General features: G+C 73.6%; 23 protein-coding genes. 15 read left to right on the forward strand and 8 right to left on the reverse strand.

The window, feature by feature from the left end; genetic code table 11:
* The first annotated feature begins 93 nt into the window (after positions 1 to 93).
* The 3 genes from QBL25_RS07960 (at position 94) to QBL25_RS07970 (ending at position 2,611) form a co-directional block, all read left to right on the forward strand.
* Complete coding sequence (locus tag QBL25_RS07960) at positions 94 to 519, forward strand: SsgA family sporulation/cell division regulator (protein ID WP_409056312.1); 426 nt, start codon at positions 94 to 96, stop codon at positions 517 to 519.
* A gap of 324 nt (positions 520 to 843) precedes the next feature.
* Positions 844 to 1,815, forward strand: coding sequence for an alpha/beta hydrolase (locus tag QBL25_RS07965; RefSeq protein WP_409056313.1), 972 nt, complete (start codon positions 844 to 846; stop codon positions 1,813 to 1,815).
* 73 nt (positions 1,816 to 1,888) lie between these two features.
* Positions 1,889 to 2,611: an alpha/beta fold hydrolase gene (locus QBL25_RS07970; protein WP_409056314.1), complete on the forward strand. Its 723-nt coding sequence runs from the start codon at positions 1,889 to 1,891 to the stop codon at positions 2,609 to 2,611.
* Positions 2,612 to 2,669: 58 nt separating this feature from the next.
* Here QBL25_RS07970 and QBL25_RS07975 read toward each other — a convergent pair whose 3' ends face one another.
* Both QBL25_RS07975 and QBL25_RS07980 read right to left on the reverse strand, forming a co-directional pair.
* Entirely contained in the window at positions 2,670 to 3,644 is a 975-nt protein-coding gene (locus QBL25_RS07975; RefSeq protein WP_409056315.1) for a helix-turn-helix domain-containing protein, read from the reverse strand.
* 289 nt (positions 3,645 to 3,933) lie between these two features.
* On the reverse strand, positions 3,934 to 6,237 hold the full coding sequence (locus tag QBL25_RS07980; protein WP_409056316.1) for an ATP-binding protein: 2,304 nt from the start codon (positions 6,235 to 6,237) through the stop codon (positions 3,934 to 3,936).
* 206 nt (positions 6,238 to 6,443) lie between these two features.
* Here QBL25_RS07980 and purB point away from each other — a divergent pair, with 206 nt between their 5' ends.
* The gene (gene purB / locus QBL25_RS07985) at positions 6,444 to 7,886 is read left to right on the forward strand and encodes an adenylosuccinate lyase (RefSeq protein ID WP_409056317.1); all 1,443 of its coding nucleotides are present in this window, start codon (positions 6,444 to 6,446) and stop codon (positions 7,884 to 7,886) included.
* A gap of 34 nt (positions 7,887 to 7,920) precedes the next feature.
* Here the strand turns inward: purB and QBL25_RS07990 are convergent, their stop codons facing one another.
* The gene (locus QBL25_RS07990) at positions 7,921 to 8,598 is read right to left on the reverse strand and encodes a DedA family protein (protein ID WP_409056318.1); all 678 of its coding nucleotides are present in this window, start codon (positions 8,596 to 8,598) and stop codon (positions 7,921 to 7,923) included.
* Between the two features lie 135 nt (positions 8,599 to 8,733).
* Between QBL25_RS07990 and QBL25_RS07995 the strand changes: the two genes are divergently transcribed.
* Positions 8,734 to 9,870, forward strand: a complete 1,137-nt coding sequence (locus QBL25_RS07995) for a sensor histidine kinase (RefSeq protein ID WP_409056319.1) — start codon at positions 8,734 to 8,736, stop codon at positions 9,868 to 9,870.
* On the forward strand, positions 9,870 to 10,505 hold the full coding sequence (locus QBL25_RS08000; protein WP_409062577.1) for a response regulator: 636 nt from the start codon (positions 9,870 to 9,872) through the stop codon (positions 10,503 to 10,505). Before QBL25_RS07995 ends, QBL25_RS08000 begins: the two co-directional genes overlap by 1 nt.
* A gap of 23 nt (positions 10,506 to 10,528) precedes the next feature.
* On the opposite strand, the gene lysA is transcribed toward QBL25_RS08000, so the two are convergent.
* Together lysA and QBL25_RS08010 are read right to left on the reverse strand one after the other, a co-directional pair.
* A complete protein-coding gene (lysA, locus tag QBL25_RS08005; RefSeq protein WP_409056320.1) occupies positions 10,529 to 11,866 on the reverse strand; it encodes a diaminopimelate decarboxylase in 1,338 nt (445 codons plus the stop codon).
* A gap of 66 nt (positions 11,867 to 11,932) precedes the next feature.
* Positions 11,933 to 12,337, reverse strand: coding sequence for an SAV_915 family protein (locus QBL25_RS08010; RefSeq protein WP_409056321.1), 405 nt, complete (start codon positions 12,335 to 12,337; stop codon positions 11,933 to 11,935).
* 243 nt (positions 12,338 to 12,580) lie between these two features.
* Between QBL25_RS08010 and QBL25_RS08015 the strand changes: the two genes are divergently transcribed.
* The 7 genes from QBL25_RS08015 to QBL25_RS08045 all read left to right on the forward strand — a co-directional run bounded on the left by QBL25_RS08015 (position 12,581) and on the right by QBL25_RS08045 (position 21,585).
* Entirely contained in the window at positions 12,581 to 13,153 is a 573-nt protein-coding gene (locus QBL25_RS08015) for a hypothetical protein (protein ID WP_409056322.1), read from the forward strand.
* A 141-nt stretch (positions 13,154 to 13,294) separates the two neighbouring features.
* On the forward strand, positions 13,295 to 15,145 hold the full coding sequence (mutA, locus tag QBL25_RS08020; protein WP_409056323.1) for a methylmalonyl-CoA mutase small subunit: 1,851 nt from the start codon (positions 13,295 to 13,297) through the stop codon (positions 15,143 to 15,145).
* Positions 15,145 to 17,355: a methylmalonyl-CoA mutase gene (gene scpA / locus QBL25_RS08025; RefSeq protein ID WP_409056324.1), complete on the forward strand. Its 2,211-nt coding sequence runs from the start codon at positions 15,145 to 15,147 to the stop codon at positions 17,353 to 17,355. The genes mutA and scpA overlap by 1 nt, the downstream gene beginning before the upstream one ends.
* Before the next feature lie 2 nt (positions 17,356 to 17,357).
* Positions 17,358 to 18,359, forward strand: coding sequence for a methylmalonyl Co-A mutase-associated GTPase MeaB (gene meaB / locus QBL25_RS08030; RefSeq protein WP_409056325.1), 1,002 nt, complete (start codon positions 17,358 to 17,360; stop codon positions 18,357 to 18,359).
* Positions 18,360 to 18,551: 192 nt separating this feature from the next.
* A complete protein-coding gene (locus tag QBL25_RS08035; RefSeq protein WP_409056326.1) occupies positions 18,552 to 19,835 on the forward strand; it encodes an alpha/beta hydrolase family protein in 1,284 nt (427 codons plus the stop codon).
* A 119-nt stretch (positions 19,836 to 19,954) separates the two neighbouring features.
* A complete protein-coding gene (locus tag QBL25_RS08040; RefSeq protein ID WP_409056327.1) occupies positions 19,955 to 21,028 on the forward strand; it encodes an enoyl-CoA hydratase/isomerase family protein in 1,074 nt (357 codons plus the stop codon).
* On the forward strand, positions 21,025 to 21,585 hold the full coding sequence (locus QBL25_RS08045; protein ID WP_409056328.1) for a GNAT family N-acetyltransferase: 561 nt from the start codon (positions 21,025 to 21,027) through the stop codon (positions 21,583 to 21,585). Before QBL25_RS08040 ends, QBL25_RS08045 begins: the two co-directional genes overlap by 4 nt.
* Here the strand turns inward: QBL25_RS08045 and QBL25_RS08050 are convergent.
* The 3 genes from QBL25_RS08050 to QBL25_RS08060 all read right to left on the reverse strand — a co-directional run bounded on the left by QBL25_RS08050 (position 21,563) and on the right by QBL25_RS08060 (position 23,791).
* Positions 21,563 to 22,042: a hypothetical protein gene (locus QBL25_RS08050; RefSeq protein WP_409056329.1), complete on the reverse strand. Its 480-nt coding sequence runs from the start codon at positions 22,040 to 22,042 to the stop codon at positions 21,563 to 21,565. The genes QBL25_RS08045 and QBL25_RS08050 overlap by 23 nt on opposite strands.
* Positions 22,043 to 22,118: 76 nt before the next feature.
* Positions 22,119 to 22,856, reverse strand: a complete 738-nt coding sequence (locus tag QBL25_RS08055; RefSeq protein WP_409056330.1) for an ABC transporter permease — start codon at positions 22,854 to 22,856, stop codon at positions 22,119 to 22,121.
* A 2-nt stretch (positions 22,857 to 22,858) separates the two neighbouring features.
* Positions 22,859 to 23,791 (reverse strand): ATP-binding cassette domain-containing protein, encoded by a 933-nt coding sequence (locus tag QBL25_RS08060; protein ID WP_409056331.1) that lies wholly within the window; start codon positions 23,789 to 23,791, stop codon positions 22,859 to 22,861.
* A 107-nt stretch (positions 23,792 to 23,898) separates the two neighbouring features.
* On the opposite strand from QBL25_RS08060, the gene QBL25_RS08065 reads away from it, so the two are divergent.
* Both QBL25_RS08065 and QBL25_RS08070 read left to right on the forward strand, forming a co-directional pair.
* Positions 23,899 to 25,116 (forward strand): sensor histidine kinase, encoded by a 1,218-nt coding sequence (locus QBL25_RS08065; RefSeq protein ID WP_409056332.1) that lies wholly within the window; start codon positions 23,899 to 23,901, stop codon positions 25,114 to 25,116.
* 14 nt (positions 25,117 to 25,130) lie between these two features.
* Positions 25,131 to 25,793: a response regulator gene (locus QBL25_RS08070; protein WP_409056333.1), complete on the forward strand. Its 663-nt coding sequence runs from the start codon at positions 25,131 to 25,133 to the stop codon at positions 25,791 to 25,793.
* The last annotated feature ends 60 nt before the right edge of the window (positions 25,794 to 25,853 follow it).

Here is a 25,853-nt window from a genome sequence, read left to right on the forward strand (position 1 = left end):
GTTTCCCGACCCTACGCGGCCGCCGTACGGCTTTAACGTCCCCCGTGGAGAAGCCGTTTCAGCGAACAAGCAGCGAACAAGTTGGTGGATGAAATGAACCAGCCCCTCACCTCGGTCAGGTGCACGGTCGACGCCCGGGTCGGCACCCCTCAGCACGTCTCCACGCCGGTCCCCGCACAGCTGCACTACGACCTGACCGACCCCTGCGCCGTACGCCTCTCCCTCGGCGCCCCGCTGACGAGTCCCGTCGACTGGGTGTTCGCCCGGGACCTGCTCACCGAAGGCCTGCGGCTGCCGGCCGGAGTCGGGGACGTCCTGGTCAGCCCCCTGATCACGGATCACACGCGCCGCGTCCGCATCACCCTCAGGTCCGCCGCCGGGGCGGCGGTGGTCGACGTCGACGCCGCCGAGACGGAGGAGTTCCTGCGGCAGTCCTTCGCCCTGGTGCCCCCGGGAGCCGAGAGCGCGCACATCGACCTCGACCGCGCCGTCGCCGAGGTGATGGGCCGCAGCGCCTGACGCGGACCCGGCGCCGCACGCCCCGGCTGAGGAATTCCCGCCACGGCCCGTGGGCCACGCCCCGCATTGTTCGGGGCCGCGCATTGTGCACGGCCCCGCATCGTGCGCTGCGAGAAAAGAACGGTGCGCTCCAGGGATAAATCCGTCGGGCTCCCGGCCGTTCCGCACGAGCAGTGCGCTCTCAGGTCACTTTTGGTGCGCCGACGGGCAATTCGTCCCGCTCTTTCGCCTTTAGCTTTGCGGCATCAACCCCCGGGGCCGCGTGCCCTGCGGGGTCCGCCCACCGGGAAGTCCGGTGGGCGGCCAAGGCTTGAGGAGCTTTTCATGTCGGATGTCGTGGAGCCGGTCGTGCCGGTGCTTGAGCCGGCGGCGGCCGCGTTCGCCGAGGCGACGGCGCGTCCCCCGTTCCTGTTCGACCTGGCGCCCGAGGAGGGGCGCAAGGCGGTCGACGAGGTGCAGTCAGGGCCGGTGGAACTGCCGGAGGTGGACGAGGAGTGGGTGACCGTCGAGGGCGGCCCGACCGGCACGGTACGGGCGCGGATCGTGCGCCCCGCCGGAGTCTCCGGACCGCTGCCGGTCATCCTCTACATCCACGGCGCGGGCTGGGTGTTCGGCAACGCGCACACCCATGACCGGCTGGTGCGCGAGCTGGCCGTGGGCGTGGGCGCCGCCGTGGTGTTCCCGGAGTACGACCTCTCTCCGGAGGCGCGCTACCCGGTGGCCATCGAGCAGAACTACGCGGTGGCCCGCTGGATCGTCGCCCAGGGCGCCTCGCACGGTCTGGACGCGGCACGCCTCGCGGTGGCCGGCGACTCGGTGGGCGGCAACATGAGCGCCGCCCTGACGCTCATGGCCAAGGAGCGCGGCGACGTCCCGCTGCTCGGGCAGGTGCTGTTCTACCCGGTCACCGACGCGAGCTTCGACACCGGCTCCTACCGTCAGTTCGCGGAGGGCTACTTCCTGCGCCGCGACGGCATGCGGTGGTTCTGGGACCAGTACACGACCGACGCGAGCGAGCGCGCGCAGATCACCGCGTCGCCGCTGCGGGCCACCACCGAGCAGCTGGCCGGGCTGCCGCCGGCCCTGGTCATCACCGGTGAGGCCGACGTGCTGCGGGACGAGGGCGAGGCGTACGCGAACAAGCTGCGCCAGGCCGGTGTCCCGGTCACCGCGGTCCGCTTCCAGGGCGTCATCCACGACTTCGTGATGCTCAACGCCCTGCGCGACACCCACGCCGCGGAGACGGCCATCGCCCTGGCCGTCAGCACGCTGCGGACGACGCTCGACGCGCGCTGACGCGCCGCGCCGCGCCGCCTCGCCCTCCCGACTCCCCTCACCCTCACTCCCGACTCCCAGGAGACCACCCCTCATGGCCACCGAAGCCACTCCCACCGTCGTCCTCGTGCACGGTGCCTTCGCCGACGCCGCCAGCTGGTCCGGCGTCATCACGGAACTCCAGACCCACGGCGTTCCCGTGGTCGCCCCGCCGAACCCGCTGCGCGGTCTGGCGTCGGACGCCGCGTACATCGCCTCCGTGGCCGCCCAGATCGACGGACCCGTCGTCCTGGTGGGCCACTCCTACGGCGGCGCGCTGATCACCGTCGCGGGCACCACGGAGAACGTCGTCGGTCTCGTCTACGTCGCCGCCTACGCCCTGGAGGAGGGCGAGAGCCTCGGCGAGCTCCAGGGCCGCTACCCGCTCTCGCCGCTGGTCAGCAATCTGAAGGAGGCGACGTACCCCGTCGCCGGTGCGGCGCCCGCGACCGAGGTCACCATCGCCGCCGATGCGTTCCCCCAGATCTTCGCGGCGGACGTGCCCGCCGCCGTGACCCAGGTGCTCGCGGTGGCCCAGCGGCCGCTGGCGGCGGCCGCGTTCGAGGAGAAGGCCACGGCCGCCGCCTGGCACACCAAGCCCTCCTGGGCCCTGATCGCCGGAGCCGACCAGGCCATCAACCCCGACGTCGAACGCTTCGGCGCCCGGCGCGCGGGAGCCACCGTCGTCGAACTCGACGGCGCCTCCCACGCGGTCGCCGTCTCCCGACCCAAGGACGTCGCCGCCCTCATCCTCGACGCCGTCCGCGCCACCGCCTGACCCCCACCTGCCCCGGCCGCGCGGCCCGCCTCCCCCGGGCGGTCCGCGCGGCCGGTCCTCAAGCGAGAGGGCTGCCGTGCGGTCCCGTACGCAGAGTGCGCCACTCCCGTGGGGAGCTGCCGTACGCGCCGCGGAACACCCGGCTGAAATGGGCGGGGTTGACGAACCCCCAGCGCTGCGCCACGGACGACACCGACGGCATGTCCCGTCCGCCGCGGGCCAGTTCGCGGGCGCACTCCTCGAGGCGGCGGCGCTGGATCAGCCGGCCGACGGTGACGCCCTCGTCCTCGAAGAGGCGGTGGAGGTAGCGCACGGAGATGTGGTGCGCCTTCGCGATGTCCTCCGGGCAGAGGGCGGGGTCCCCCAGCCTTCGGTCGATGTGGTCGCGGATGCGGGCCACCAGATGGCCCCCCGAACCGTCCGTCCCGCCTCCCGCGTCCCGGGCCTGCTCGGCGACCAGGACGGCGAAGAGGTCGACGACGCTGGAGGCAAGCCTGCTCGCGGAGGACGGCGCGTACGACTCGGCGGCGTCGACCAGCGTCGCCAGGAAGGGCTTCAGGACCGCCGCGCATCCGTGACCGGTGCCGATCGCGGTGCCCGTGACGCGCCGCAGGTCGCCGTCGGGCAGACCCAGCGCGCGGCGGGGGACGTGCACGGCACGGGTGGCGAACCGCTCGGGGTGGTCGAGGAAGTACGGGCGTGCGGTGTCGTGCACGAAGAGGTCGCCCGGGCCCGCCTCGGCCCGTCGCCCGTCCTGGGCGAGGGCGGTACGGCCCGACAGCTGTACGCCGATCACCACGAACTGCTCGGCGGAGCGTGCGACGTGCGCCGCCGTCCGGCTCACCCGGTGTGCGTCCGCCTCCACGGCCGAGACACCGAGGAATCCCACCTGTGCCGTGGTGATCCGGCCGTCGAACGGGCCTTCGCCGGCCGACGTCACGGCCACGGGCACCCGGCCTTCGGCCATCGTGTCGCGCCAGCGGCCCAGCCGGTCGTGGCCGGACACCGCGTCCATGGTCAGCACCGGGTTCATCCGGCTCTCCTCTCCGTACACGCCTCAAGGCGGAGAGCTCGGATCCGCAGCGCACAGGGATCCGGGCCGGGAGCCGGCACCTGGTCCTGCACGGATGTCCCGGGGGCAACGCCGCCGCCCGGTTTCTCCGCCATGTCCAGACAATCAGCGGGGTATGCCGTTCTCCAGGCAGAAAGCAGGCAGAAACCACCCGGCGGAAGTGCGCCGCCCCTCGCGGACCAGCGCCGACGTGTACGGACCTGATCGGACCAGCAGACACCAGCAGACACCAGCAGGGACCAGCACGGACCTACTCGGCCCGAGCAGCCGCCTCCGCGAGATGGCGCCGGGCGTCCTCGACCGCCTGCGGGGCCGCGTCCGGTCCCAGGGCGAGGGTCCGGGCAAAGGCCTCCCGCGCCTCCGCCTCGCGCCCGGCGTCCGCCAGGAGGAGGCCGAGGCGGACGAGTTCGCTGCTCTCCTGCGTGGTGTTGCCCGCGTCGTGCCAGAGGCCCACCGCGGTCCGGCGCTCCTGGACGGCCTCCTGCCACCGCTCCAGCTGGGCGAGGCTGTGGGCCATGCCCGAGTGCACCCCCGGCCGGACGAAACCGGCGATGTGCGGGGCGATGCGGTCGCCCGCCTCGTTCAGGAAGGCGAGCGTTTTCCGGAAGGACGCCAAAGCGGCTTCGGCGCGGCCGTCCTCGGCCAGGATGAGGTCGTGGCCGTGCCGGGCGTTGAGGCTGCCGTGCAGATCCCCGGCGGCCTCGAAGAGCCGGACGGCCCGTTCCATGTGGCTGGCGGCCGCGGCGTAATCCTCCAGTTTGCGCAGCGCCCAGGCGCTGTAGAAGTGGGACCACGCCTCCTGGGCGGCATCGCCCGCGCGCCCGGCGGCGGCCAGCGCCTCGGCGGACCGGTCGAGGCTCTCGCGGAAGCGGCCCTCGCACAGGAGCAGGGCCCAGGCGTGGTAGTTGAGCTGGGTCGCTTCGAGGAGCGGGTCGTCCAGGGCCCGCGCGGCGCGTACGGCGGTGCCGAAGACCTCGGGCCAGTAGCCCCAGAAGATCCACTGGTCGGAGAACCAGTGCAGCGCCTCGGCCACCTCGACCACCGTGGCGTGTTCGCCGTCCGCCGCGGCGGCGCGCAGGGCGGCCAGCCAGTTGACGCCCTCGGCCTTCAGCCACTGGAGCGCCTTGTCGGCGGAGGACAGGTCGACCATGCCCTGCCAGTCGGCGGGCGGCGCGCCGTGGCCGGGTTCGAACCAGCGGCCCGCCACCACGGTGGTCTCCAGGAGCCAGCGGTACAGGTCCGCGCGGGCCCGGTGGATGTCCGCGGCGCTCTCCTCGGCGTCGAGACGGGTCCGGGCGAACAGGCACAGCAGGTCGTGCAGGCGGTAGCGGTCCCGGTCGGTGCCCAGGAGCCCGACCTCCACCAGCTCCTCCAGGGTGTCCTCCGCGTCGTACGGCCGCTGTCCGGTGAGCCGGGCCGCGGCGGCGGCGCCGGTGTCCGTGCCCGGCACGAGCGAGAGGCGCCGGAAGAGGCGGGCGGCGGTGGGCGTGAGCTGGCGGTAGGACAGGTCGAAGGCGGCGGAGACGCGCAGGTCACCGGCGGCCAGGGTGTCCAGGCGGCGCTCGTCGAGCGCGAGGCGGTCGGCGAGCCGCCGGAGGGTCCAGCCGGTGCGGGTGGCCAGCCAGTTGCCCGCCACCCGCAGGGCCAGCGGGAGATGACCGCAGCGCCGCGCGACCTCGGCGAGGGCGTCCGGATCGGCGGCGGCGCGTTCCGCCCCGACCAGGGGGGTCAGGAACGCGGCGGCCTCCTCCGGGCTCAGTTCGCCCAGCGGGAGGCGGTGCACGCTCTCCAGGCCCGTGAGCATGCGCCGGCTGGTCACCACGACCATGCCCGCGCCGGAGCCCGGCAGGAGCGGGCGCACCTGGGCCTCGTCGTGGGCGTTGTCCAGGACCAGCAGGAACCTGCGGTCGGCCAGTGTCCGCCGGTACAGCGCCGGGTGCCCCTGCGGTCCTGCCTTCGCGAGGTCGCGGTCGGCCACCTCGAACGCCTTGAGCACGCCGAGCATGAGTTCGGCGGGGCCGGGCGGCTCGTCGTCCATGCCCCGCAGGTCGAGGACCAGCTGCCCGTCGGGGAAGCGGTCCGCGAGCATCCGGGCGGCGTGCAGCGCCAGCGTGGTCTTGCCGGTGCCGGGCGGTCCGGAGACCGCGACCGTCACCGGTCGGGCGTCAGGGCCCGGTGTCCCGCCGTCCGTCCCGGCGGCGCCCCGGGCCTCGGCCCGGTCCGCGAGTTCCAGGAGCTCCGCGATCTCCTGCTCCCGCCCGACGAAGTCGTCGATGCCGCGCGGGAAGGTCCTGACCCCGGCGGGGCTGTACCCCCTGCTGCGGCCGCTGCGGGCGACGGCGAGGAGCCGCTCCCGGTCCGCGTCGCTCAGTCCGAGGCCGTCCGCGAGGGCGGCCACCGTGCGCCGCTGCGGAGCGGCCCGTCGGCCCCGTTCCAGATCCCCGATGCCCCGGACGCTGACCCCCGACGCCTCCGCGAGACCCTCCAGGGTCAGCGACGCCGCCAGCCGCAGTTCCCGCAGCGCGGCCCCGAACGCCCCGCGCTCACCACTCACCGCTCACCTGATCCCCTCGATCGCGTCACGCCCCATGTCCCCCGACGTGACCCTTGTGATCATATGAGAGCTTCGTGGCCCCGCCGTCCACGGCGGGGCGGTGCCGGCCGGGCGTCGCGCACCCCACGGATCGGCTCTGACCTGGAGGTTCCTCCAGCACCCTGATGGTTCGGAGCCTGTAGGGACGCCCGGTAAACTCCGTCCACGTGACTGTCGCGCCTGCAAAGCCCCGTATCCCGAACGTCCTCGCCGGGCGTTACGCCTCCGCCGAACTCGCCACCCTCTGGTCGCCCGAGCAGAAGGTCAAGCTGGAGCGTCAGCTCTGGCTCGCCGTTCTGCGGGCGCAGAAGGACCTGGGGATCGAGGTGCCGGACGCCGCCCTCGCCGACTACGAGCGGGTCGTCGACGACGTCGACCTCGCCTCGATCGCCGAGCGCGAGAAGGTCACGCGCCACGACGTGAAGGCCCGCATCGAGGAGTTCAACGCCCTCGCCGGGCACGAGCAGGTCCACAAGGGCATGACGTCCCGCGACCTGACCGAGAACGTGGAGCAGTTGCAGGTCCGCCTCTCCCTGGAGCTGGTGCGCGACCGCACCGTCGCGGTGCTCGCGCGCCTCGGCAAGCTGTCGGGCGAGTACGCGGAGCTGGTCATGGCGGGCCGCTCGCACAACGTGGCCGCGCAGGCGACGACGCTGGGCAAGCGCTTCGCGACCACCGCCGACGAGCTGCTCGTGGCCTACCGCCGCGTCGACGACCTGCTGCGTCGCTACCCGCTGCGTGGCATCAAGGGCCCCGTCGGCACGGCCCAGGACATGCTCGACCTGCTGGGCGGCGACGCCGACAAGCTCACCGAGCTGGAGCAGCGGATCGCCGGGCACCTCGGCTTCGACCGCGCCTTCACCTCGGTCGGCCAGGTCTACCCGCGCTCCTTGGACTACGAGGTCGTCACCGCCCTGGTGCAGCTCGCCTCCGGTCCCTCCTCGCTGGCCAAGACGATCCGCCTGATGGCCGGGCACGAGCTCGTCACCGAGGGCTTCAAGCCGGGCCAGGTCGGCTCGTCGGCGATGCCGCACAAGATGAACACCCGCTCCTGCGAGCGCGTCAACGGCCTCACGGTCATCCTGCGCGGCTACGCGTCGATGACCGGCGAGCTGGCGGGCGACCAGTGGAACGAGGGCGACGTCTCCTGCTCGGTCGTGCGCCGCGTCGCCCTGCCGGACGCGTTCTTCGCGCTCGACGGGCTCCTGGAGACCTTCCTGACCGTGCTCGACGAGTTCGGCGCCTTCCCGGCCGTGGTCGCGCGCGAGCTGGACCGCTACCTCCCCTTCCTCGCCACGACCAAGGTCCTGATGGCCTCGGTGCGTGCGGGCGTCGGCCGCGAGGAGGCCCACGAGGCCATCAAGGAGAACGCCGTCGCCTCCGCGCTCGCCATGCGCGAGCAGGGCGCCGAGCGCAACGAACTCCTCGACAAGCTCGCCGCCGACTCCCGCATTCCGCTGGACCGCGCCGAGCTGGACGCCCTGATGGCCGACAAGCTGTCGTTCACGGGCGCGGCGAGCGACCAGGTCGCCGTCGTCGTCGCGCAGATCGAGGCCGTGCTCAAGGAGCACCCCGAGGCCGCCGCCTACACCCCGGGCGCCATTCTCTGAGCCTCTGGCCCTGGGCCCCGGCGGGATGCCTCGCCTAACGGGTCGATCGGTGCTCGCCCTTGCCCGCCCTGCCCATCCGCAGGGCGACGAAGGCGAGCACCGCGAGGGCGGCCACGGCGAGGACGCCCTTGGAGTACAGGCCGACCAGATCGGTGACCTGGTGCCAGCGGCTGCCCAGCGCGTGGCCGATCAGGACGAAGACCGCGTTCCAGATGAGGCTGCCCGCGGTCGTCAGGGCCAGGAAGACGGGCAGGCGCATCCGCTCGACGCCCGCGGGGACCGAGACCATGCTGCGGAAGACCGGGATCATCCGGCCGAAGAAGACCGCCTTGGTCCCGTGCCGGGCGAACCACTCCTCCGTGCGGTGGATGTCGGACGCCTTCACCAGCGGAAGGCGCGCCGCGAGCGCCACGGTCCTGTCCCGGCCGAGCAGCGCGCCGATCGCGTAGAGCGCGAGCGCCCCGATGACGGAGCCCGCCGTGGTCCAGAACAGGACCGCCGGGAGGCCGAACTTGCCCTGGCTCGCGGCGAACCCGGCCAGCGGCAGGATCACCTCGCTGGGCAGCGGCGGGAACAGGTTCTCCAGGGCGATGGCCGCTCCGGCGCCGACGGCACCGAACGAGTCCATGAGGTCGGCGGCCCAGCCCGCGACCCCGCCCGCGGGGGCTTCGTTCGCGGCGGCGGAGACTTCGTGCGCGGCATTCGGGATCATGCGTCCGACGGTAGGGACCCTGCCGCGCGCGGCGGTATGAGGGCGGCCGCACAGATCGGGTGGGGTGGACCGCAGGGCAGGTTTGTGGTTTTCCGCAGTCCCCGCGCCTACGCCGCTGGGCTAGCGTGACCGATCATGCGTACGCATCTCCAGCGCTGGCTCAGGGTGACGGCCGGCGTCCTCGTCGGCGCCCTCACCGGGCTCGTCGAGCTGGCCTTCGCGCTGGCCGCGGGGCTGTGGCTGCTGGCCACGCTCGGCCGGCGCACCGGACGCGGCGCCGAGGCCCGGATCGTGGACGGCGCCCGACGGCTGGCCGAGGTGGAGCGACGGCGCATGACGGTCTTCTTCCGCAGCGACCTCGCCACCCCGCCGACCGGCCTGCCCGCCGTGAACTACATCGCCTCGCGCTGGGCCTTCGGGCTGCTCGGCGGGGTCGTGCTGGCCTGCGGGCTGCTCGGGGCGGGCTACGCCTCACTGGCGGTGTGGGGCTGGTTCGTCGCCGACATCGACTCCCCCGGCACCCTGGTGCTCTCCTCCGTCGGCGGTCTCTTTTTGCTCTACCTGTGCGTGCAGGGGACGTACGGCGTCGCGCTCGCGGACGAGCGGCACGCGCGCCGCTACCTCGGCCCGAACGACGGGCAGCTCATGGAGCGCCGGATCGGCGAACTCGTCGCGAGCCGGGCCGGGGTCGTGGAGGCCGTGCACGACGAGCGGCGCCGCATCGAACGCGATCTGCACGACGGCGTGCAGCAGCGCATCGTCGCCCTCGGCATGCTGCTGGGCCGAGCCCGCCGCGCCGCCGAGCCGGAGAAGTCGGCCCGGCTCCTCGCCCAGGCGCACGAGGAGACCCAGCAGGCCCTGGTCGAGCTGCGCGAGGTCGCCTGGCGCGTCTACCCCGCGTCCCTGGACGAGGGCGGGCTCGCCGCGGCCCTGGAGTCGGTCGCCGAGCGGGCCGCCATCCCCGTACGCCTGGACTGCGCCCTGCACGAGACCCCGCCGCCGACCGCGCAGGCCGTGGCCTACTTCGTCGCCGCCGAAGCCGTCACGAACGCCGTCAAGCACTCGGGCGCCACCCTCGTCACCGTCCGCGCCGAACAGCGGAACGCCGTGCTGCACCTGCGCGTCCAGGACGACGGACGCGGCGGCGCCGACCCGTCGGGCAGCGGTCTGCTCGGGCTCGCCCGGCGCGTGGCCGCACTGGACGGAACCCTCACCGTGGACAGCCCCGCCGGAGGGCCCACCCTCATCACCGCGGAGCTCCCATGCGCGTAATGCTCGCCGACGACTCGACGCTGCTGCGGGAGGGCCTGGCCCGGCTCCTCGCGGACGAGGGGCACACCGTCACGGCCTCGGTCGGTGACGCGCGGGCGCTGCTCGCCGCCGTGGCGCAGGATCCGCCCGACGCGGCGGTGATCGACGTCCGGATGCCGCCCACGCACACCGACGAGGGGCTGCGGGCCGCGCTGGAGATCCGCGCGAAGTGGCCCGCCACCAGCGTCCTCGTCCTGTCGCAGTACGTCGAACGGCGCTACGCCACCGAGCTGTTGACCACCGCCACCGAAGGCGTCGGCTACCTCCTGAAGGACCGGGTAGTCCAGGTCGACGAGTTCCTGGACGCCCTGGAGCGGGTCGCGTCGGGCCAGACCGCCTTCGACCCGGAGGTCGTACGGCAGCTGCTGACCCTCAGCAGCCACACCGACCCGCTCCAGCGTCTGACGCCGCGGGAGCGCGAGGTGCTCGCCGCGATGGCGCAGGGCCACACGAACGCGGCGATCGCCGCGCGGTTGCACGTGTCGCAGAGCGCCGTCGAGAAGTACATCAACGCGATCTTCGACAAGCTGGAGCTGACCGGCACGACCGGGTACAGCCGCCGTGTGCTCGCCGTCCTGCGCTATCTCGGCTCCTGAACCCGGCTTCGGAACCGGCCGCGCTACAGGCCCACGTCCCTGCTGCGGAAGTCGTCCAGGGACTCGCGCCGCACCAGGAGCCGCGCGTGCCCGTCGGCGACGGCCACCACCGGCGGGCGCCCGACGAGGTTGTAGCCCGAGGCCATGGACAGGTGGTAGGCCCCGGCCACCGGCACGCCCAGGATGTCTCCCGGCCTGACGTCACCGGGCAGTTCGATGCCGGAGGCGAGCACGTCCCCGGCCTCGCAGTGCCGCCCGACGACGGTCACCGGCGCGGGCGCGGCCGTGGAGTGCCTGCCGATGAGCCGCGGCGCGTACCGCACGCCGTACAGCGCGGGCCGCGGGTTGTCGCTCATCCCGCCGTCCACGGCGACGAAGGTGCTCGCGCCGGTCCGTTTGACGGCGAGCACGCGGTAGAGGACCGCTCCGGCGGGCCCCGCGATGGCGCGCCCCGGTTCGATGAGCAGCTTGGGCACGGCGAGGCCGGCCGCCGCGCAGCTCTCGTGCAGCGCGGCGCGCACCTTGCGGGCGAGGGCGGTGATGTCGAGGGCCGCTTCTCCCGGGCGGTAGGCGATGCCGTGGCCGCCGCCGAGGTCCAGTTCGGGCAGGGTGACGCCGTGCTGGTCCTTGACGCGGGCCATCAAGCCGACCAGGCGGCGCACGGCGGCGAGGAACGGCTTGTCGGTGGTGATCTGTGAGCCCAAGTGGCAGTGCAGGCCGGTCAGTTCGAGTCCGGGCTGGCCGATGATGCGGGCGATGGCGTGCTGCGCGGACCCGTCCGTGATCGACAGGCCGAACTTCTGGTCGTCGGTCCCGGTACGGATCTTGGCGTGGCCGCCCGCGGCGATGCCCGGCACCACCCGGACCATCACCTTCTGGCGGCTGCCCGGCGGCACGGCGGCGGCGAGGCGCGCGATCTCCGAGGCGCTGTCGATGACGATGCGCCCCACGCCGAGCCGCAGCGCGGCCTCCAGGTCGTGCGGGCTCTTGGCGTTGCCGTGCAGCACGATGCGCTCGGCGGGGAAGCCCGTGGTCACGGCGAGTTCCAGCTCCCCGGCGGAGCAGACGTCGAGCCCGAGCCCCTCCTCCGCCACCCAGTGGGCCATGGCCCGGCACAGGAACGCCTTGGCGGCGTAGTGCACTTCGGCGCCGGGGAAGGCGTGCAGATAGGTGCGGCAGCGGGTGCGTACGTCGGCTTCGTCGATGAGGTAGGCCGGGGTGCCGAAGCGCCCGGCGATCTCGGTGAGCGGTACGCCGCCGACGGCGAGGTCGCCGTGCGGCAGCCGTGCGGTGGACGCGGGCCAGACGGACAGGTCGTCGGCGGTGGCGTCCGGGGTCAGGGGTTCGTACAGGGTGGTCATGGCAGGTTCTCTCTTCGCCTCGTCCTCGTCCTCGTGTTCTTGCGCGTCCGCTGCGCTCGCGCGTCCTCAGCCGATCCACGCGGTCAGGGCGCCGACCAGCGCGGCGGCCCCGGTGACGCGCAGCGCGCCGACGGATCGCGGGTCCCACTCGCGCCAGACGGGCGCGGGCCGCTCGGGCACGCCGACCGGGTGCGCGGCGAGCCGGGGGTCGACGGTGACCTCGCGGACGCCCAGCGGCTCGGTGAGGGCCCGCAGCGCAGGCTCCGAGAGCCTGATCCAGGCCTGGCGCTCGCCGAGGGCGGCGCTCAGCCGCCGGGGAGTGGTGAAGGCGACGGCGGTACGGCCGCCGACGGGCGTGCGGAACAGGCGGGCCACGCAGCCCGCGGGTCCCGGCCGGACGGGGACGAAGAGCGGTCCGGCCGGGCCGGGTTCGGAGGGCTCGGGGTCCTCGCCGCACTGGAGCTCTGCCATGGGGTTCCTCCTTGAGGATCCTGTTCGGTGAACGAGGGCCCCGGGGGCCGGGCAGGAACCCGGGGCCTGGAAGGACGCTATGCCCGGCACCAGGTGCCGTCCGACCCTCCATGACGGGACGTTGACGGGCCGGAGGCCCGCGTTGACGCGCGCTTGACGGGCCGTGGCCGGGCGCGTCAGCGGTGCGTCAAGGGTGGCGCGGCAGCGGCACGTCCCCCCGGAGCGCGCGCCTAACGTCACCCCATGGCCCGACGTACGACGCGCCCCGCACGGCGCACTCCCGGCGTCCCCGCGCCGTCCGGGTCCACGGAGCGCGATCCGTGGACACATGACCGCACCTGGACCGGGGACGCCCGCTCCGCCGCCTGCTGCGCCGCGCTGCTCTGCGGGCTGCTGCTGGCGCTGGACGCGGCGACCGGCAGGCTCGGCGGCTGGCGGGCGCTGCTCTGGCTCGCCCTCGGCGTCGCGCTGTTCGCCGCGCTGACGCCGCCGCGCGTGGCGGCGCACGGCACGACCCTGGTCTCGCGCGGCCCGGTCCGCGTCCGGTCGGTGCGCCTCGACCGGCTCGTGGCGGTGCGCCGTCGCGACGGCATCGCGCCGCGGCTCGTCCTGCGGGACGCGGACGGCGGCGAGGTCCTGCTCGACCCCGAGGTGCTCGTCGTCAATCCGGCGATCTGGCGTCTCGTGGCCGAAGGCGCCCGCACATCTGTCGCCACCGGCTCGCTTCTCTGCGGCGCGACCGCGCTGCGCCGGCTCGCCGACCGCATCGACCGCGAGACCGCCGAAGGGGTCTTCCGGGCCTCTGGCCTGGAATGACACCGGAGCGGGCGCGGAGGGGCCCGGACCCCGCCCCGCCGTAGCCGCCCGCTCGTTTGAGATCAAGAGCGTCCGGGAGAGGCCAAGGTCACAGCCCTCCACGGCACCGAGTGCCAGGGGTTCCGCCCTAGCATCATGCCCATGACGGTCCTGCCTGACGACGGGCTCTCCCTGGCCGCCGAGTTCCCTGATGCGACCCATGAGCAGTGGCAGCGCCTGGTGGAAGGCGTGCTGCGCAAAGCGGGTAAGGACGTATCGGGACCGGCCGCAGAGGAAGCGCTGTCCACCGCACTCGAGGACGGGCTCAGCACCCGCCCCCTGTACACCGCCCGCGACGCCGCGCCCGACGCCGGTTACCCGGGTTTCGCCCCCTTTGTCAGGGGCGGCACCGCCGCGGGCAGTGCCGCGGCCGGCTGGGACGTGCGACAGCGGCACGCGGCCACGGATCCCGCGGGGTCGAACGCGACCGTGCTCGCGGACCTGGAGAACGGCGTCACCTCGCTGTGGCTCGGCGTCGGCCCCGGCGCGCTCCCGGTCTCCGGCATCGAGCGCGCCCTGGAGGGCGTCTTCCTCGACCTGGCACCGGTGGCGATGGACGCGGGCGCCGAATTCGAGCCCGCGGCCCGCGAGTTGTTCCGCCTGTACGAGGAGCGGGGCATCCCGAAGGACGCCGCGCGCGGCACCCTCGGCGCGGACCCCCTGGGCCACGAGGCCCGCACCGGCGAGCGGCTCGACCCCGCCGCCGCGGTCGAACTGGCCCGGCTGTGCGGGCAGGAGTACCCCCACCTCCGCGCGCTGACCGTCGACGCCCTGCCCTACCACGAGGCGGGCGGCTCGGCCGGGCAGGAGCTCGGCGCCTCGCTCGCCACGGCGGTCGCCTACCTGCGCGAGCTGACCGACGCCGGCATCCCGGTCGATGCGGCCTGCGCCCAGCTGGAGTTCCGCTACGCGGCCACCGCCGACCAGTTCCTGACCATCGCCAAGCTGCGGGCGGCCCGGCGGCTCTGGGCCCGCGTGGCCGAGGTCTGCGGCGCGCCGGAGGCGGGGGCGCAGCGCCAGCACGCCGTGACCTCGCCGGTGATGATGTCGCGCCGCGACCCGTGGGTGAACATGCTGCGGACGACGGTGGCCTGCCTGGGCGCGGGGGTCGGCGGCGCCGACTCCGTGACCGTCCTGCCCTTCGACCACTCGCTGGGCCTGCCGGACGCGTTCGCGCGCCGCATCGCCCGCAACACCTCGACGATCCTCCTGGAGGAGTCGCACCTCGCCCGGGTGATCGACCCGGCGGGCGGCTCCTGGTACGTGGAGCGGCTCACCGACGAACTGGCCCACGCGGGCTGGGAGTTCTTCCAGGAGATCGAGCGCGCGGGCGGCCAGGCCGCGGCCCTGCGCGCCGGCCTGATCGGCGAGCGGCTCGCCGCCACCTGGGCCGAGCGCGGCAAGAAGCTGGCCAGGCGCCGGGAACCGATCACCGGAGTCAGCGAGTTCCCGAACCTGACGGAGCGTCCGGTCGAGCGCGAGGCCCCGCCAGCCGGACCGACGGGCGGCCTGCCGCGCGTGCGCCGCGACGAGGCGTACGAGGCCCTGCGCTCCCGCTCGGACGCGCACCTCGCCGCCACGGGCGCCCGCCCCCGGGTGTTCCTCGCCGCGCTCGGCCCGGCCGCCGCGCACACCGCGCGGGCCTCGTTCGCCTCCAACCTCTTCCAGGCGGGCGGCATCGAGGCCGTCCACGACCCGGTGACGGTGGACGCGACGACGGCTGCCGAGGCGTTCGCGGCCAGCGGTGCCACGGTGGCGTGCCTCTGCTCCAGCGACCCGCTCTACGCGGAGCAGGCCGAGGCGGTCGCCGCGGCCCTCACGTCGGCGGGCGCGCGGCGCGTGTTCCTCGCGGGCCGCCCCGCGGAGTTCACCGGCGTCGACAGCTACGTCTTCGCGGGCTGCGACGCCGTGTCCGTGCTCTCCTCCACCCTCGACCACATGGGAGTGGCGTAATGGCGATCCCCGACTTCTCCGGTGTCGGCCTGACCCCGGACGCCTCCGCCGAGTCCTCGAAGGTCTCCCACGACCAGTGGCGCGGCGCCGTCGAGGAGTCCACCGGCAAGGCCGACGACGACCTCCTGTGGGAGACGCCCGAAGGCATCGCGGTCAAACCGCTGTACACGGGCGCCGACCTCGAAGGCCTCGACTTCCTGGAGACGTACCCCGGTGTCGCGCCCTATCTGCGCGGCCCCTACCCGACGATGTACGTCAACCAGCCCTGGACGATCCGGCAGTACGCGGGATTCTCCACCGCCGAGGAGTCCAACGCCTTCTACCGCCGCAACCTCGCGGCCGGCCAGAAGGGCCTCTCGGTCGCCTTCGACCTGCCCACGCACCGCGGGTACGACAGCGACCACCCGCGCGTGACGGGCGACGTCGGCATGGCCGGTGTGGCGATCGACTCGATCTATGACATGCGTCAGCTCTTCGACGGCATTCCGCTGGACAAGATGACCGTGTCGATGACGATGAACGGCGCCGTGCTGCCCGTGCTCGCGCTGTACATCGTGGCCGCCGAGGAGCAGGGCGTACCGCCCGAGAAGCTGGCCGGGACCATCCAGAACGACATCCTCAAAGAGTTCATGGTCCGCAACACCTACATCTATCCGCCCAAGCCCTCGATGCGGATCATCTCCGACATCTTCGCGTACACCTCGCAGAAGATGCCGCGCTACAACTCCATCTCGATCTCCGGGTACCACATCCAGGAGGCGGGCGCGACGGCCGACCTGGAGCTGGCCTACACCCTGGCGGACGGCGTGGAGTACCTGCGCGCCGGCCAGGAGGCGGGCCTGGACGTCGACGCGTTCGCCCCGCGGCTCTCCTTCTTCTGGGCGATCGGCATGAACTTCTTCATGGAGGTAGCCAAGCTCCGCGCGGCGCGCCTGCTGTGGGCGAAGCTGGTCAAGCAGTTCGACCCGAAGAACCCCAAGTCGCTCTCGCTGCGCACCCATTCGCAGACCTCGGGCTGGTCGCTGACCGCGCAGGACGTGTTCAACAACGTCACGCGCACGTGCGTCGAGGCGATGGCGGCGACGCAGGGCCACACCCAGTCGCTGCACACGAACGCCCTCGACGAGGCGCTCGCCCTGCCCACCGACTTCTCCGCGCGCATCGCCCGCAACACCCAGCTGCTCATCCAGCAGGAGTCGGGCACGACGCGCACGATCGACCCGTGGGGCGGCAGCGCGTACGTCGAGAAGCTGACGCACGACCTGGCGCGGCGCGCCTGGCAGCACATCGAGGAGGTCGAGGCGGCGGGCGGCATGGCGCAGGCCATCGACGCGGGCATCCCGAAGCTGCGCGTCGAGGAGGCCGCGGCGCGGACGCAGGCACGCATCGACTCGGGCCGCCAGCCGGTCATCGGCGTCAACAAGTACCGCGTGGAGACCGACGAGCAGATCGACGTCCTGAAGGTCGACAACTCGTCCGTCCGCAGCCAGCAGATCGCCAAGCTGAAGCGGTTGCGCGAGGAGCGCGACGAGGCGGCCTGCCAGGACGCGCTGCGGGCGCTGACCGCGGCGGCCGAGCGGGATCCCGGTCCCGGGCTCGAAGGCAATCTGCTGGCCCTGGCGGTCGACGCGGCCCGCGCGAAGGCGACGGTCGGCGAGATCTCCGACGCCCTGGAGACCTCGTACGGGCGGCACGCGGGGCAGATCCGTACGATCTCGGGTGTGTACCGCACCGAAGCAGGCTCGTCCCCGTCCGTGGAACGCACCCGCACGCTCGTGTCCTCCTTCGAGGAGGCCGAGGGGCGCAGGCCGCGCATCCTGGTCGCCAAGATGGGCCAGGACGGCCACGACCGCGGCCAGAAGGTCATCGCGACCGCCTTCGCCGACCTGGGCTTCGACGTGGACGTCGGCCCGCTCTTCCAGACCCCGGCGGAGGTCGCGCGCCAGGCCGTCGAGGCTGACGTGCACATCGTCGGCGTCTCGTCGCTGGCCGCCGGGCACCTCACGCTCGTACCGGCGCTGCGTGCGGAGCTCGCCGCCGAGGGCCGCGAGGACATCATGATCGTCGTGGGGGGCGTGATCCCGCCGCAGGACGTGCCCACGCTCCTGGAGATGGGCGCCGCGGCCGTCTTCCCGCCCGGCACCGTGATCCCGGACGCCGCGTACGACCTGGTGAAGCGGCTGGCGGCCGACCTCGGCCACGAGCTGTGAGCATGGCGGCGCCGCGGATCGACATCGACGCGTACGTCAAGGGCGTGCTCGACGGGAAGCGGGCGCAGATCGCGCGCGCCATCACGCTCGTCGAGTCGACCCGGCCGCAGCACCGGGCCCTGGCGCAGGAGTTGCTGACCCAGCTGCTCCCGCACAGCGGCCGGGCGCGGCGGATCGGCATCAGCGGGGTGCCCGGTGTCGGCAAGTCGACGTTCATCGACGCGCTCGGCACGATGCTGACCGGTCTGGGCCACCGGGTCGCGGTGCTCGCCGTCGACCCGTCGTCGACCCGGACGGGCGGTTCGATCCTCGGCGACAAGACGCGGATGGAGCGCCTCGCGGTGGATCCGGCCGCGTTCGTACGTCCCTCGCCCACCGCCGGGACGCTCGGCGGGGTCGCGAAGGCGACGCGCGAGTCGATCGTGGTGATGGAGGCGGCGGGCCACGACGTGGTCCTCGTGGAGACGGTGGGCGTGGGCCAGTCGGAGACGGCGGTCGCGAACATGGTCGACTCGTTCCTGCTGCTCAGCCTCGCCCGCACCGGCGACCAGCTCCAGGGCATCAAGAAGGGCGTCCTCGAACTGGCGGACGTCCTGGCCATCAACAAGGCGGACGGCCCGCACGAACGGGACGCGCGCTCGGCGGCGCGTGAACTGGCGGGCGCCCTGAGGCTCATGCACCCCGCGGACGCCGCGTGGACGCCGCCGGTGCTCAGTTGCAGCGCGCGGGAGTCCAGCGGCCTCGACGAGGTCTGGGACCGCCTGGAACAGCACCGCACGCTTCTGGACTCCACGGGCCGCCTCGCCGCCAAGCGGCGCGACCAGCAGGTCGACTGGACGTGGACGATGGTGCGCGACGAACTCCTCGACCGGCTGCGGGGGCACGCCGCGGTCCGGGACCTGGCACCCGACCTCGAACAGCGGGTGCGGGAGGGCACGTTGACGGCGACGATGGCGGCCGAGCGGATTCTGGGGGCGTTTCAGGGGGAGGAGCCGGGGGCCTGAGGCCGGGACCGGCGGGCGGCGCCAGGTGCGGTTCGGGCTCGGGGCACAGGGCATGGGGCACGGGTCACGGGGCACGGGGCACGGCGGGTGCCTCTGGCCCGGGCCGAGGCCCGAAACCCCTGACGAAAGTAGAGGGTTGCTCCGCACCTTCGTCGGTGCCGGGCGGCTCGCGCGCTTCCTAGTCTCCTGGGCATGAACACAATCCGCACCCGGCGCAACGCCGTCACCGCCCTGCTGGCCCTCTCCCTCCTCACCCCGACCGTCGCGGCCTGCGCCGAGAACGACGGCCCGGCACCGGCGCGCCGCGCCTCCCCTTCGGCGACGGAGACCGCGCTCTCCCTTCCGCGCCCCACCGGGTCCTACGGCGTCGGGCGGGACACCCTTCACCTGGTGGACGACGCCCGCCGTGACCCGTGGGTGCCCTCGGCCGGGGCCCGGGAGCTGATGGTGTCCGTCTTCTACCCCACCCGGCACGGCGACGGCGACAACACCGGCGACCGTGCCCCGTACCTCGGGGCGGAGGAGGCGAAAGCGCTCCTGAAGGGGCTGAAGCTGGACACGCTGTACGACGCCGAGCAGCTGACCTCCGTCCGTACGAACGCCCGTACCGCCGCCGACCCCGCGGCGGGCAAGCACCCGCTCGTCGTCCTCTCCCCTGGCTTCACCCTGCACCGCGCCACCCTCAGCACCCTCGCGGAGTCCCTGGCCTCCCATGGTTACGTCGTCGCCCTGGTGGACCACGCCTACGAGTCCTTCGGCACACGCTTCCCGAGCGATCCGGGCAAGCCGAGCGCGAAGGGTGAGGCGAGTGCGGAGGACGCCTCATCGATCCGCACCTGCGTCGCGTGCGAGAAGGTCGAGCAGGCGCCCGGCGGTGACGCCGGGGAAAGGCGGATGCTCGCCAAGGCCGCGCGGAACCGGGCGGCGGACATCTCGTTCGTGGTGGACGAGCTGACCGGGCGTTCCCGGTCCGGTGAGGGGCGCCGCCCCGACTACGCGGCGCTCGTCGACACCCGGCGGATCGGCGCCGCGGGCCACTCGCTCGGCGGGAACGCGGCGGCGGTGGCCGCCGGCACCGACCCCCGGATCCGGGCCGCCGGCAATCTGGACGGCACCTTCTTCGCCCCGGTCCCGGCCGCCGGCACCGGCCGCCCCGTGTTCATGCTCGGCACCCGCAAGGGGCACAACCCCCGGGCCGAGGACGCCTCGTGGCCGCGTCAGTGGCACCGTCTCGACGGCTGGAAGCGCTGGCTCACCGTCGCGGACTCCGGGCACCTCACCTTCACCGACCTGCCGGTCCTCGGCGGGCAGCTCGGCCGGACCGATCCGACGGCCCCGCTCTCCGGAGAGCGCTCGGGGCAGATCACCACGTCGTATGTCACCGCCTTCTTCGACCGGCACCTCGAGGGCCGGCACCGGCCGTTGCTGGACGGTCCCTCGGAGGCCAACCCGGAGGTCGCCTTCCACGCCCCCTGACCCGTCCGCGGGGCCCCCGCCGCCGCCCACCGGTCCCACGCCGTAGATTCGATCCGTGCGGGCTCGGGCGCCACGTGCCCGACGAGCGCATCACCGTCTTCGAAGGAGCCACCCGCCCCATGTCCACAGCCGACTCCGCCGACGCTCCCGTTCTCCTGCGCACCGACGGCCGCGCGGGGCACATCGTGCTCAACCGGCCCCGTGCCATCAACGCCCTCAACCACGCCATGGTCCGGCTGATGGACGACGCGCTCGGCGCCTGGGAGCGGGACGACGCCGTCGCCACGGTCGTGCTCACCGGGGCCGGTGAGCGGGGGCTGTGCGCCGGGGGCGACATCCGGTCCATCCACGACGACATCCGCGCCGGCGGCGGCGCCGCGTCCGTGGCCTTCTGGCGGGACGAGTACCGGCTCAACGCCCGCATCGCCCGCTTCCCGAAGCCGTACGTCGCCGTCATGGACGGCATCGTGATGGGCGGCGGGGTCGGCGTGTCGGCGCACGGCAGCGTGCGGGTCGTCACCGAGCGCTCCCGGATCGCCATGCCGGAGACCGGGATCGGCTTCGTGCCGGACGTCGGCGGCACATACCTGCTGACGCGGACGCCCGGTGAACTCGGCACCCACCTCGCGCTGACCGGATCGGCGGTGGGCGCGGGCGACGCCCTCCTGTGCGGTCTCGCCGACCACCACGTCCCGTCGGAGCGGCTGGCGGAGTTCACGGCCGCCCTGGCCGACCGCGAAGTGAGCGAGGTCGTCGCCGAGTACGCCACCGCCGCGCCCGAGGGCGTACTCGCCGACCGGCGCGAGTGGATCGACGCCTGCTACTCCGCCGACTCCGTGGAGGAGATCGTCGACCGGCTGTACGCCTACGGCGACCGCGCGGCGAAGGAGGCGGCCGAGACCCTGCTCGCCAAGTCCCCGACCTCCCTGAAGGTCACCCTCGCCGCCCTGCGCCGCGCCCGTGAGCTGGCCTCCCTGGAGCAGGTCCTGGACCAGGAGTACCGCGTCTCGGCCACCGCGATCTTTGCATCGGACATGGTCGAGGGCATCCGCGCCCAGGTCGTCGACAAGGACCGCACCCCGCACTGGTCCCCCGCCGAACTCGCGCAGGTGACCGAAGCGGAGGTGGCCCGCCACTTCGCGCCCCGCGCCGGCGACGAGCTCGGCCTCGCCCCCGGGACGGGCCCGCGATGACGGTGGTCCGGACGCCCCGCCTGGTGCTGCGCCGCTGGCGCGAGGCGGACGTCGCCCCCATGACCGCCATCCACGCCGACCCCGAGGTGATGCGCTGGATCGGCGACGGTTCCGTCCACGCGGAAGAGGAGTGGACGCGGTCCGTCATGGCGATGTGGGAGCACGAATGGCGGACCGAGGGGTTCGGGCTCTTCGCCGTGGAGGTGCGCGCCACCGGTGAACTCGCCGGTTTCACCGGTCTGTCGGTGCCGCACTATCTTCCCGAGGTGCTGCCCGCGGTGGAGATCGGCTGGCGGCTCGGACGCTCCTTCTGGGGGCAGGGCCTGGCCACCGAGGCGGCGCGGGCCGCCCTGGACTTCGGTCTCAGCGACCGCGGCCTGGAGCGGATCATCAGCGTCGTCCAGGTGGGCAATCACGCGTCGGAGCGGGTCATGAACAAGCTCGGCCTGCGCGTGGAACGCGGCTCCGTCGATCCGCACTGCGGCCGTCCTCTGCGCATCCATGCCGTCGACGGCCATGCCGTGGAGGCGTCCGCTAGGGCGGGTCTATCTCCGTGACGACGGCCAGCAGTTGGAACGGCAGCTCCGTGTCCCACTGGGAGACGCCGAGCGCGATCCACCGCCCCTCGACCCGCCACAGGTGAAGGTCCGGCACCGAGGAGCTCAGCGAGCTCCACGGCTCCGGTATGTCCTCGCCCCCGTGCTCGTCCCCGTCCTCGCGCTCATCCGCGAAGTCATCGCCCTGCGCCCGCTCGAACACGCTCGCCAGGCTGAACTTCTGGGGCTCTCCCCAGCGCTCGGCGAGGAGGACCGTCAGGCCGTCGCGCTCGGCGTCGTACTGATCGGAGGTCGTCTCCCACTCCGTGCCGTCGTCCTCCCAGAAGTCACCGCTCGTCAGTAACTCCGCGATGTGATAGCCGGGACCACCGACGCCGTACGGCGACCTGCCGTGCTCCGCGGGGAACTCCCGTGAGCGCAGCAGGTCGATCGCGGCGAGATGCTCTGCGGTACTCATGACACCCAGTAAAGCGGCCGCCACTGACAACCGGCCCGCGGCCGTGCCCCCGGCGTCACCATCCGGACAACCCGCCTCACGCGTCCCTGCGCCGCACCGCCCACCAGCCCGCGAGCAGCGCGGCGGCCGCCCAGGCCGCCGTGACGGCAAGTCCCGTCCAGGGGCCCAGGGTTCCCGCCGGGTTCTCGTGGAGCACCTGCTGTCCTGCCTGGTCCGGCAGGAACTGGGCGACACCGCTCGCCATGTCGCCGACCACGAAGGACACGATCAGCGTGAACGGGATCAGGATGCTCAGGACGGCCACCCCGCTGCGCAGCAGCATGGTCAGCCCCGCGGCGAGCAAGGCCATCAGCGCGAGGTAGACGCCCCCGCCGAAGCAGGCCCGCAGGGCGCCGTCATGGCCGAGGCCGATGGCGTGATCCCCCAGGAAGGCCTGGCCGGTCAGGAAGCCGGCGAAGCTGGTGAGGACGCCCACGCCGAGGGCCAGGGCCCCCACCACGGCGACCTTGGCCCCGTAGAAGAGCCCTCTGCGCGGCACGGCGGAGAGCGAGATCCGCAGCGCGCCGTTCAGATGCTCGCAGGACATCGCCGTCGTGCCGAAGCTGATGGCGGCGATCTGGCCGAAGTTGAGCGCGTAGAAGGCGCCGAAGAGCGGCTCGTGGCCGGGGTTGTCCGCCTCCGCGGTGCCGACCGTGGCGAACGCGAGCACGGTGACGGCGACGGTGGCCGCGAACACGGCGACGAGCGAACCGAAGCTGGCGCGCACCGACTTGATCTTGATCCACTCCGAGTGGAGCACGGCGGTCGTCGACATGGTCAGGCCTCCTGGCGGGGCGTCGAGGGGGCGGCGGCGAACTCGGTGGCGCCGGCCGTGAGGGCGAGGTAGGCCTGCTCCAAGGAGGCCCGCTCGTCGGAGAGTTCCAGCAGGGGAATGCCGTGACCGGCGGCGAGGGACCCGATCTCCTCGGCCTTGGCGCCCTCCACCGTCCAGCGGCCGTCGTCCCCGGCCGTCATGGCGTACCCCTTGTCCGTCAGGAGGCCGCGCAGCCGGTCGCCCTCCGGTGTGCGCAGGCGCACCCGCGGGCTGCTGTGCGCGGCGATGAAGTCCGGCATCGAGGTGTCCGCGAGGAGCTTGCCCCGGCCGAGGACCACCAGGTGGTCGGCGAAGGTGGCCGTCTCGTTCATGAGGTGGCTGGAGACGAGCACCGTGCGGCCCTCCCGGGCGAGGCGCCGCAGGAGTTCACGGATCCAGATGATGCCCTCGGGGTCGAGGCCGTTGGACGGTTCGTCCAGCATGACGACGCGCGGGTCGCCGAGGAGCGCCGCCGCGATGCCCAGGCGCTGGCGCATGCCGAGGGAGAACGTCTTGATCCTGCGCCCCGCCACGGAGGCGAGCCCGGCCTCTTCGAGGACTTCCCCGACGCGCCGCGCGGGGATGCGGTTGGCGGCGGCGAGGGCGAGGAGGTGGTTGCGGGCCGTACGCGATCCGTGCGCCGCCTGGGCGTCGAGGAGGGCTCCCACGTGGTGCAGGGGTTCGTCGATGTCCGCATAGGGGCGGCCGTCCACGGTGGCCGTTCCCGACGTGGGCCGGTCGAGGCCGAGGACGAGCCGCATGGTGGTGGACTTCCCGGCGCCGTTGGGCCCGAGGAACCCGGTGACCTTCCCCGGGCGGACGGTGAACGTCAGGCCGTCCACCGCGCGGGTGGTGCCGAACTCCTTGGTGAGGTCTTGGACGTCGATGCTGGTCATGGGCACAGCCTCGCGGGCACCGGGGCGGTGGGTCTTCCCCCGCCCGGGGGCCGCCTCTCCCCCTCGCGGGGGAGCCGCGCGGCCGGGCCTGCTGGCACGATGGCGTGATGTCCCGCTTCCTCAGGCCGCTCGCCCGCGCGGTGACCTACACGCGCTGGCTGCATCTGCTCATGGGAGCGGCCGTTCCCCTGATGCTCGCGTTCATCTCCCCCGGGCTCAGTGACCCGGGGTTCGCCGAGTGGGTATGGATCGCCGTCCAGCCGGTCCCGCTGGTGGCGGCGGCCGCGCTGCTGCCGTCCGCGCGCCGGGCGGAAGGGCTCCAGGCCCGGCTGATGCTGTTTCCGGGGCAGCACGCGCGCGTGCCGGGCGGCGACGAGGACCCCGGCGTCTCCGTCGCGCCTTCCGCCTCCTGGAACGACCGGGGCAGGACGGCGGTGTGGCTGGTGCTGCGTCTGGAGGCCGGCTGCGCTGCGGCCTTCGTGACGGTCCAGTGTCTGGGCACCGCGCTGGCCCTGGTGGGGGCGGCGTCGTCGCAGCGCGACGAGGAGCCGGGACTGCTGCTGCCGGTGCCGGGGCCGCATCCGGCGAACGCGCTGCTCGTACCGGTCCCGGTGCTGCTGCTCCTGGGGCTGATGGTGGTCGCGGGCCGGCTGATGACGTCGGCCGCCCGGCAGTTGCTCGGCCCCTCCCCCAAGGAGCGTCTGGCCGCCCTGGAGGAGCGCACCGAGCAGCTCCTGGAACGCAACCGCATCGCCCGCGAACTGCACGACTCCATCGGGCACGCGCTGACCGTCGCCGTCGTCCAGGCGGGCGCCGCGCGGGCCGCGGGCGACCCCGCCTTCACCGACCGGGCGCTGGGCGCGATCGAGGAGACGGGCCGGGCGGCCCTGGAGGATCTGGAGCGGGTCCTGCGCGTGCTGCGCGAGGACGGTCGGCCCGCGAGCCGGCGCCCCACGCTCGCCGAGGCGAGCCAACTCCTGGACTCCGCGCGGGCGTCGGGCGCCAAGGTCGACACCGACGTGACGGGCCCCTTGGAGCGGCTGCCGGGGCCGGTGTCCCGTGAGGCCTACCGCATGCTCCAGGAGGCCCTGACGAACGTCCTGCGCCACTCCGGACCGGTGCCGGTACAGGTGCGGCTCGCGGTCGACGAGAGGGCCCTGGAGATCGACGTGCGCAACGCGCTGCCCACGGGCGGCGAGGTCACCGGGCGCGGCGGCAGCGGGCTGCGCGGCATCCGGGAGCGGGCCACGCTGCTGGGTGGCCGGGCGACCACGGGCCCGCGGGACGGCGAGTGGCAGGTGCACGTCCAACTGCCCCTCGGGTGATCTACGCTGGCCGGATGCCGGTCACCGTCCTGCTCGTCGACGACGAGCCCCTCGTCCGCGCGGGCCTGCGCGCCGTCCTGGAGGCGCAGCCCGACATCGAGGTGGTCGGCGAGGCGGCCGACGGCGCCGCGGTGATTCCGCTCGTGCGGCGGTTGCGGCCCGACGTGGTCGCCATGGATGTCCGCATGCCGCTCCTGGACGGCATCGAGGCCACCCGCGCGGTCCTGCGCACCGTGCAGGACCCGCCGAAGATCCTCGTCGTGACGACCTTCGAGAACGACGAGTACGTGTACGAGGCGCTGCGCGCGGGCGCCGACGGCTTCCTCCTGAAGCGCGCCCGCCCCGCGGAGATCGTGAACGCTGTCCGCCTGGTCGCGGAGGGCGAGTCGCTCCTGTTCCCCGCGGCGGTGCGGCAGCTGGCCGGGGAGTACGGGCAGCGGCCCGGCAACGCGGCGGCCAGGGACGCCCTGGAGCGGGCCGCGCTGACCGACCGCGAGGCGGACGTGCTGCGCCTGATGGCGCGCGGTCTGTCGAACGCGGAGGTCGCGGCGGAGCTGACCGTCGGCGCCGAGACCGTGAAGTCGCACGTGAGCTCGGTCCTCGCGAAGCTGGGGGCCCGTGACCGGACGCAGGCGGTCATCGCCGCGTACGAATCCGGTTTCGTGGCCCCGGGGTGAACACGACGGCCGATCGGCACTCTGCGTCACAGGTGGGCCCGGCACTCGCAGCGGTGGGCC

Source organism: Streptomyces sp. SYP-A7185, assembly GCF_046103685.1.
GTDB lineage: Bacteria > Actinomycetota > Actinomycetes > Streptomycetales > Streptomycetaceae > Streptomyces.

Excerpts from the sequence above, each read along its gene's own strand:
- QBL25_RS07960 (WP_409056312.1), top strand. The coding sequence starts at position 94 with ATGAACCAGCCCCTCACCTCGGTCAGGTGCACGGTCGACGCCCGGGTC.
- QBL25_RS07965 (WP_409056313.1), top strand. The coding sequence starts at position 844 with ATGTCGGATGTCGTGGAGCCGGTCGTGCCGGTGCTTGAGCCGGCGGCG.
- QBL25_RS07970 (WP_409056314.1), top strand. The coding sequence starts at position 1,889 with ATGGCCACCGAAGCCACTCCCACCGTCGTCCTCGTGCACGGTGCCTTC.
- QBL25_RS07975 (WP_409056315.1), bottom strand. The coding sequence starts at position 3,644 with ATGAACCCGGTGCTGACCATGGACGCGGTGTCCGGCCACGACCGGCTG.
- QBL25_RS07990 (WP_409056318.1), bottom strand. The coding sequence starts at position 8,598 with ATGATCCCGAATGCCGCGCACGAAGTCTCCGCCGCCGCGAACGAAGCC.
- QBL25_RS07995 (WP_409056319.1), top strand. The coding sequence starts at position 8,734 with ATGCGTACGCATCTCCAGCGCTGGCTCAGGGTGACGGCCGGCGTCCTC.
- QBL25_RS08000 (WP_409062577.1), top strand. The coding sequence starts at position 9,870 with ATGCTCGCCGACGACTCGACGCTGCTGCGGGAGGGCCTGGCCCGGCTC.
- lysA (WP_409056320.1), bottom strand. The coding sequence starts at position 11,866 with ATGACCACCCTGTACGAACCCCTGACCCCGGACGCCACCGCCGACGAC.
- QBL25_RS08010 (WP_409056321.1), bottom strand. The coding sequence starts at position 12,337 with ATGGCAGAGCTCCAGTGCGGCGAGGACCCCGAGCCCTCCGAACCCGGC.
- QBL25_RS08015 (WP_409056322.1), top strand. The coding sequence starts at position 12,581 with ATGGCCCGACGTACGACGCGCCCCGCACGGCGCACTCCCGGCGTCCCC.
- mutA (WP_409056323.1), top strand. The coding sequence starts at position 13,295 with ATGACGGTCCTGCCTGACGACGGGCTCTCCCTGGCCGCCGAGTTCCCT.
- scpA (WP_409056324.1), top strand. The coding sequence starts at position 15,145 with ATGGCGATCCCCGACTTCTCCGGTGTCGGCCTGACCCCGGACGCCTCC.
- meaB (WP_409056325.1), top strand. The coding sequence starts at position 17,358 with ATGGCGGCGCCGCGGATCGACATCGACGCGTACGTCAAGGGCGTGCTC.
- QBL25_RS08035 (WP_409056326.1), top strand. The coding sequence starts at position 18,552 with ATGAACACAATCCGCACCCGGCGCAACGCCGTCACCGCCCTGCTGGCC.
- QBL25_RS08040 (WP_409056327.1), top strand. The coding sequence starts at position 19,955 with ATGTCCACAGCCGACTCCGCCGACGCTCCCGTTCTCCTGCGCACCGAC.
- QBL25_RS08045 (WP_409056328.1), top strand. The coding sequence starts at position 21,025 with ATGACGGTGGTCCGGACGCCCCGCCTGGTGCTGCGCCGCTGGCGCGAG.
- QBL25_RS08050 (WP_409056329.1), bottom strand. The coding sequence starts at position 22,042 with ATGAGTACCGCAGAGCATCTCGCCGCGATCGACCTGCTGCGCTCACGG.
- QBL25_RS08055 (WP_409056330.1), bottom strand. The coding sequence starts at position 22,856 with ATGTCGACGACCGCCGTGCTCCACTCGGAGTGGATCAAGATCAAGTCG.
- QBL25_RS08060 (WP_409056331.1), bottom strand. The coding sequence starts at position 23,791 with ATGACCAGCATCGACGTCCAAGACCTCACCAAGGAGTTCGGCACCACC.
- QBL25_RS08065 (WP_409056332.1), top strand. The coding sequence starts at position 23,899 with ATGTCCCGCTTCCTCAGGCCGCTCGCCCGCGCGGTGACCTACACGCGC.
- QBL25_RS08070 (WP_409056333.1), top strand. The coding sequence starts at position 25,131 with ATGCCGGTCACCGTCCTGCTCGTCGACGACGAGCCCCTCGTCCGCGCG.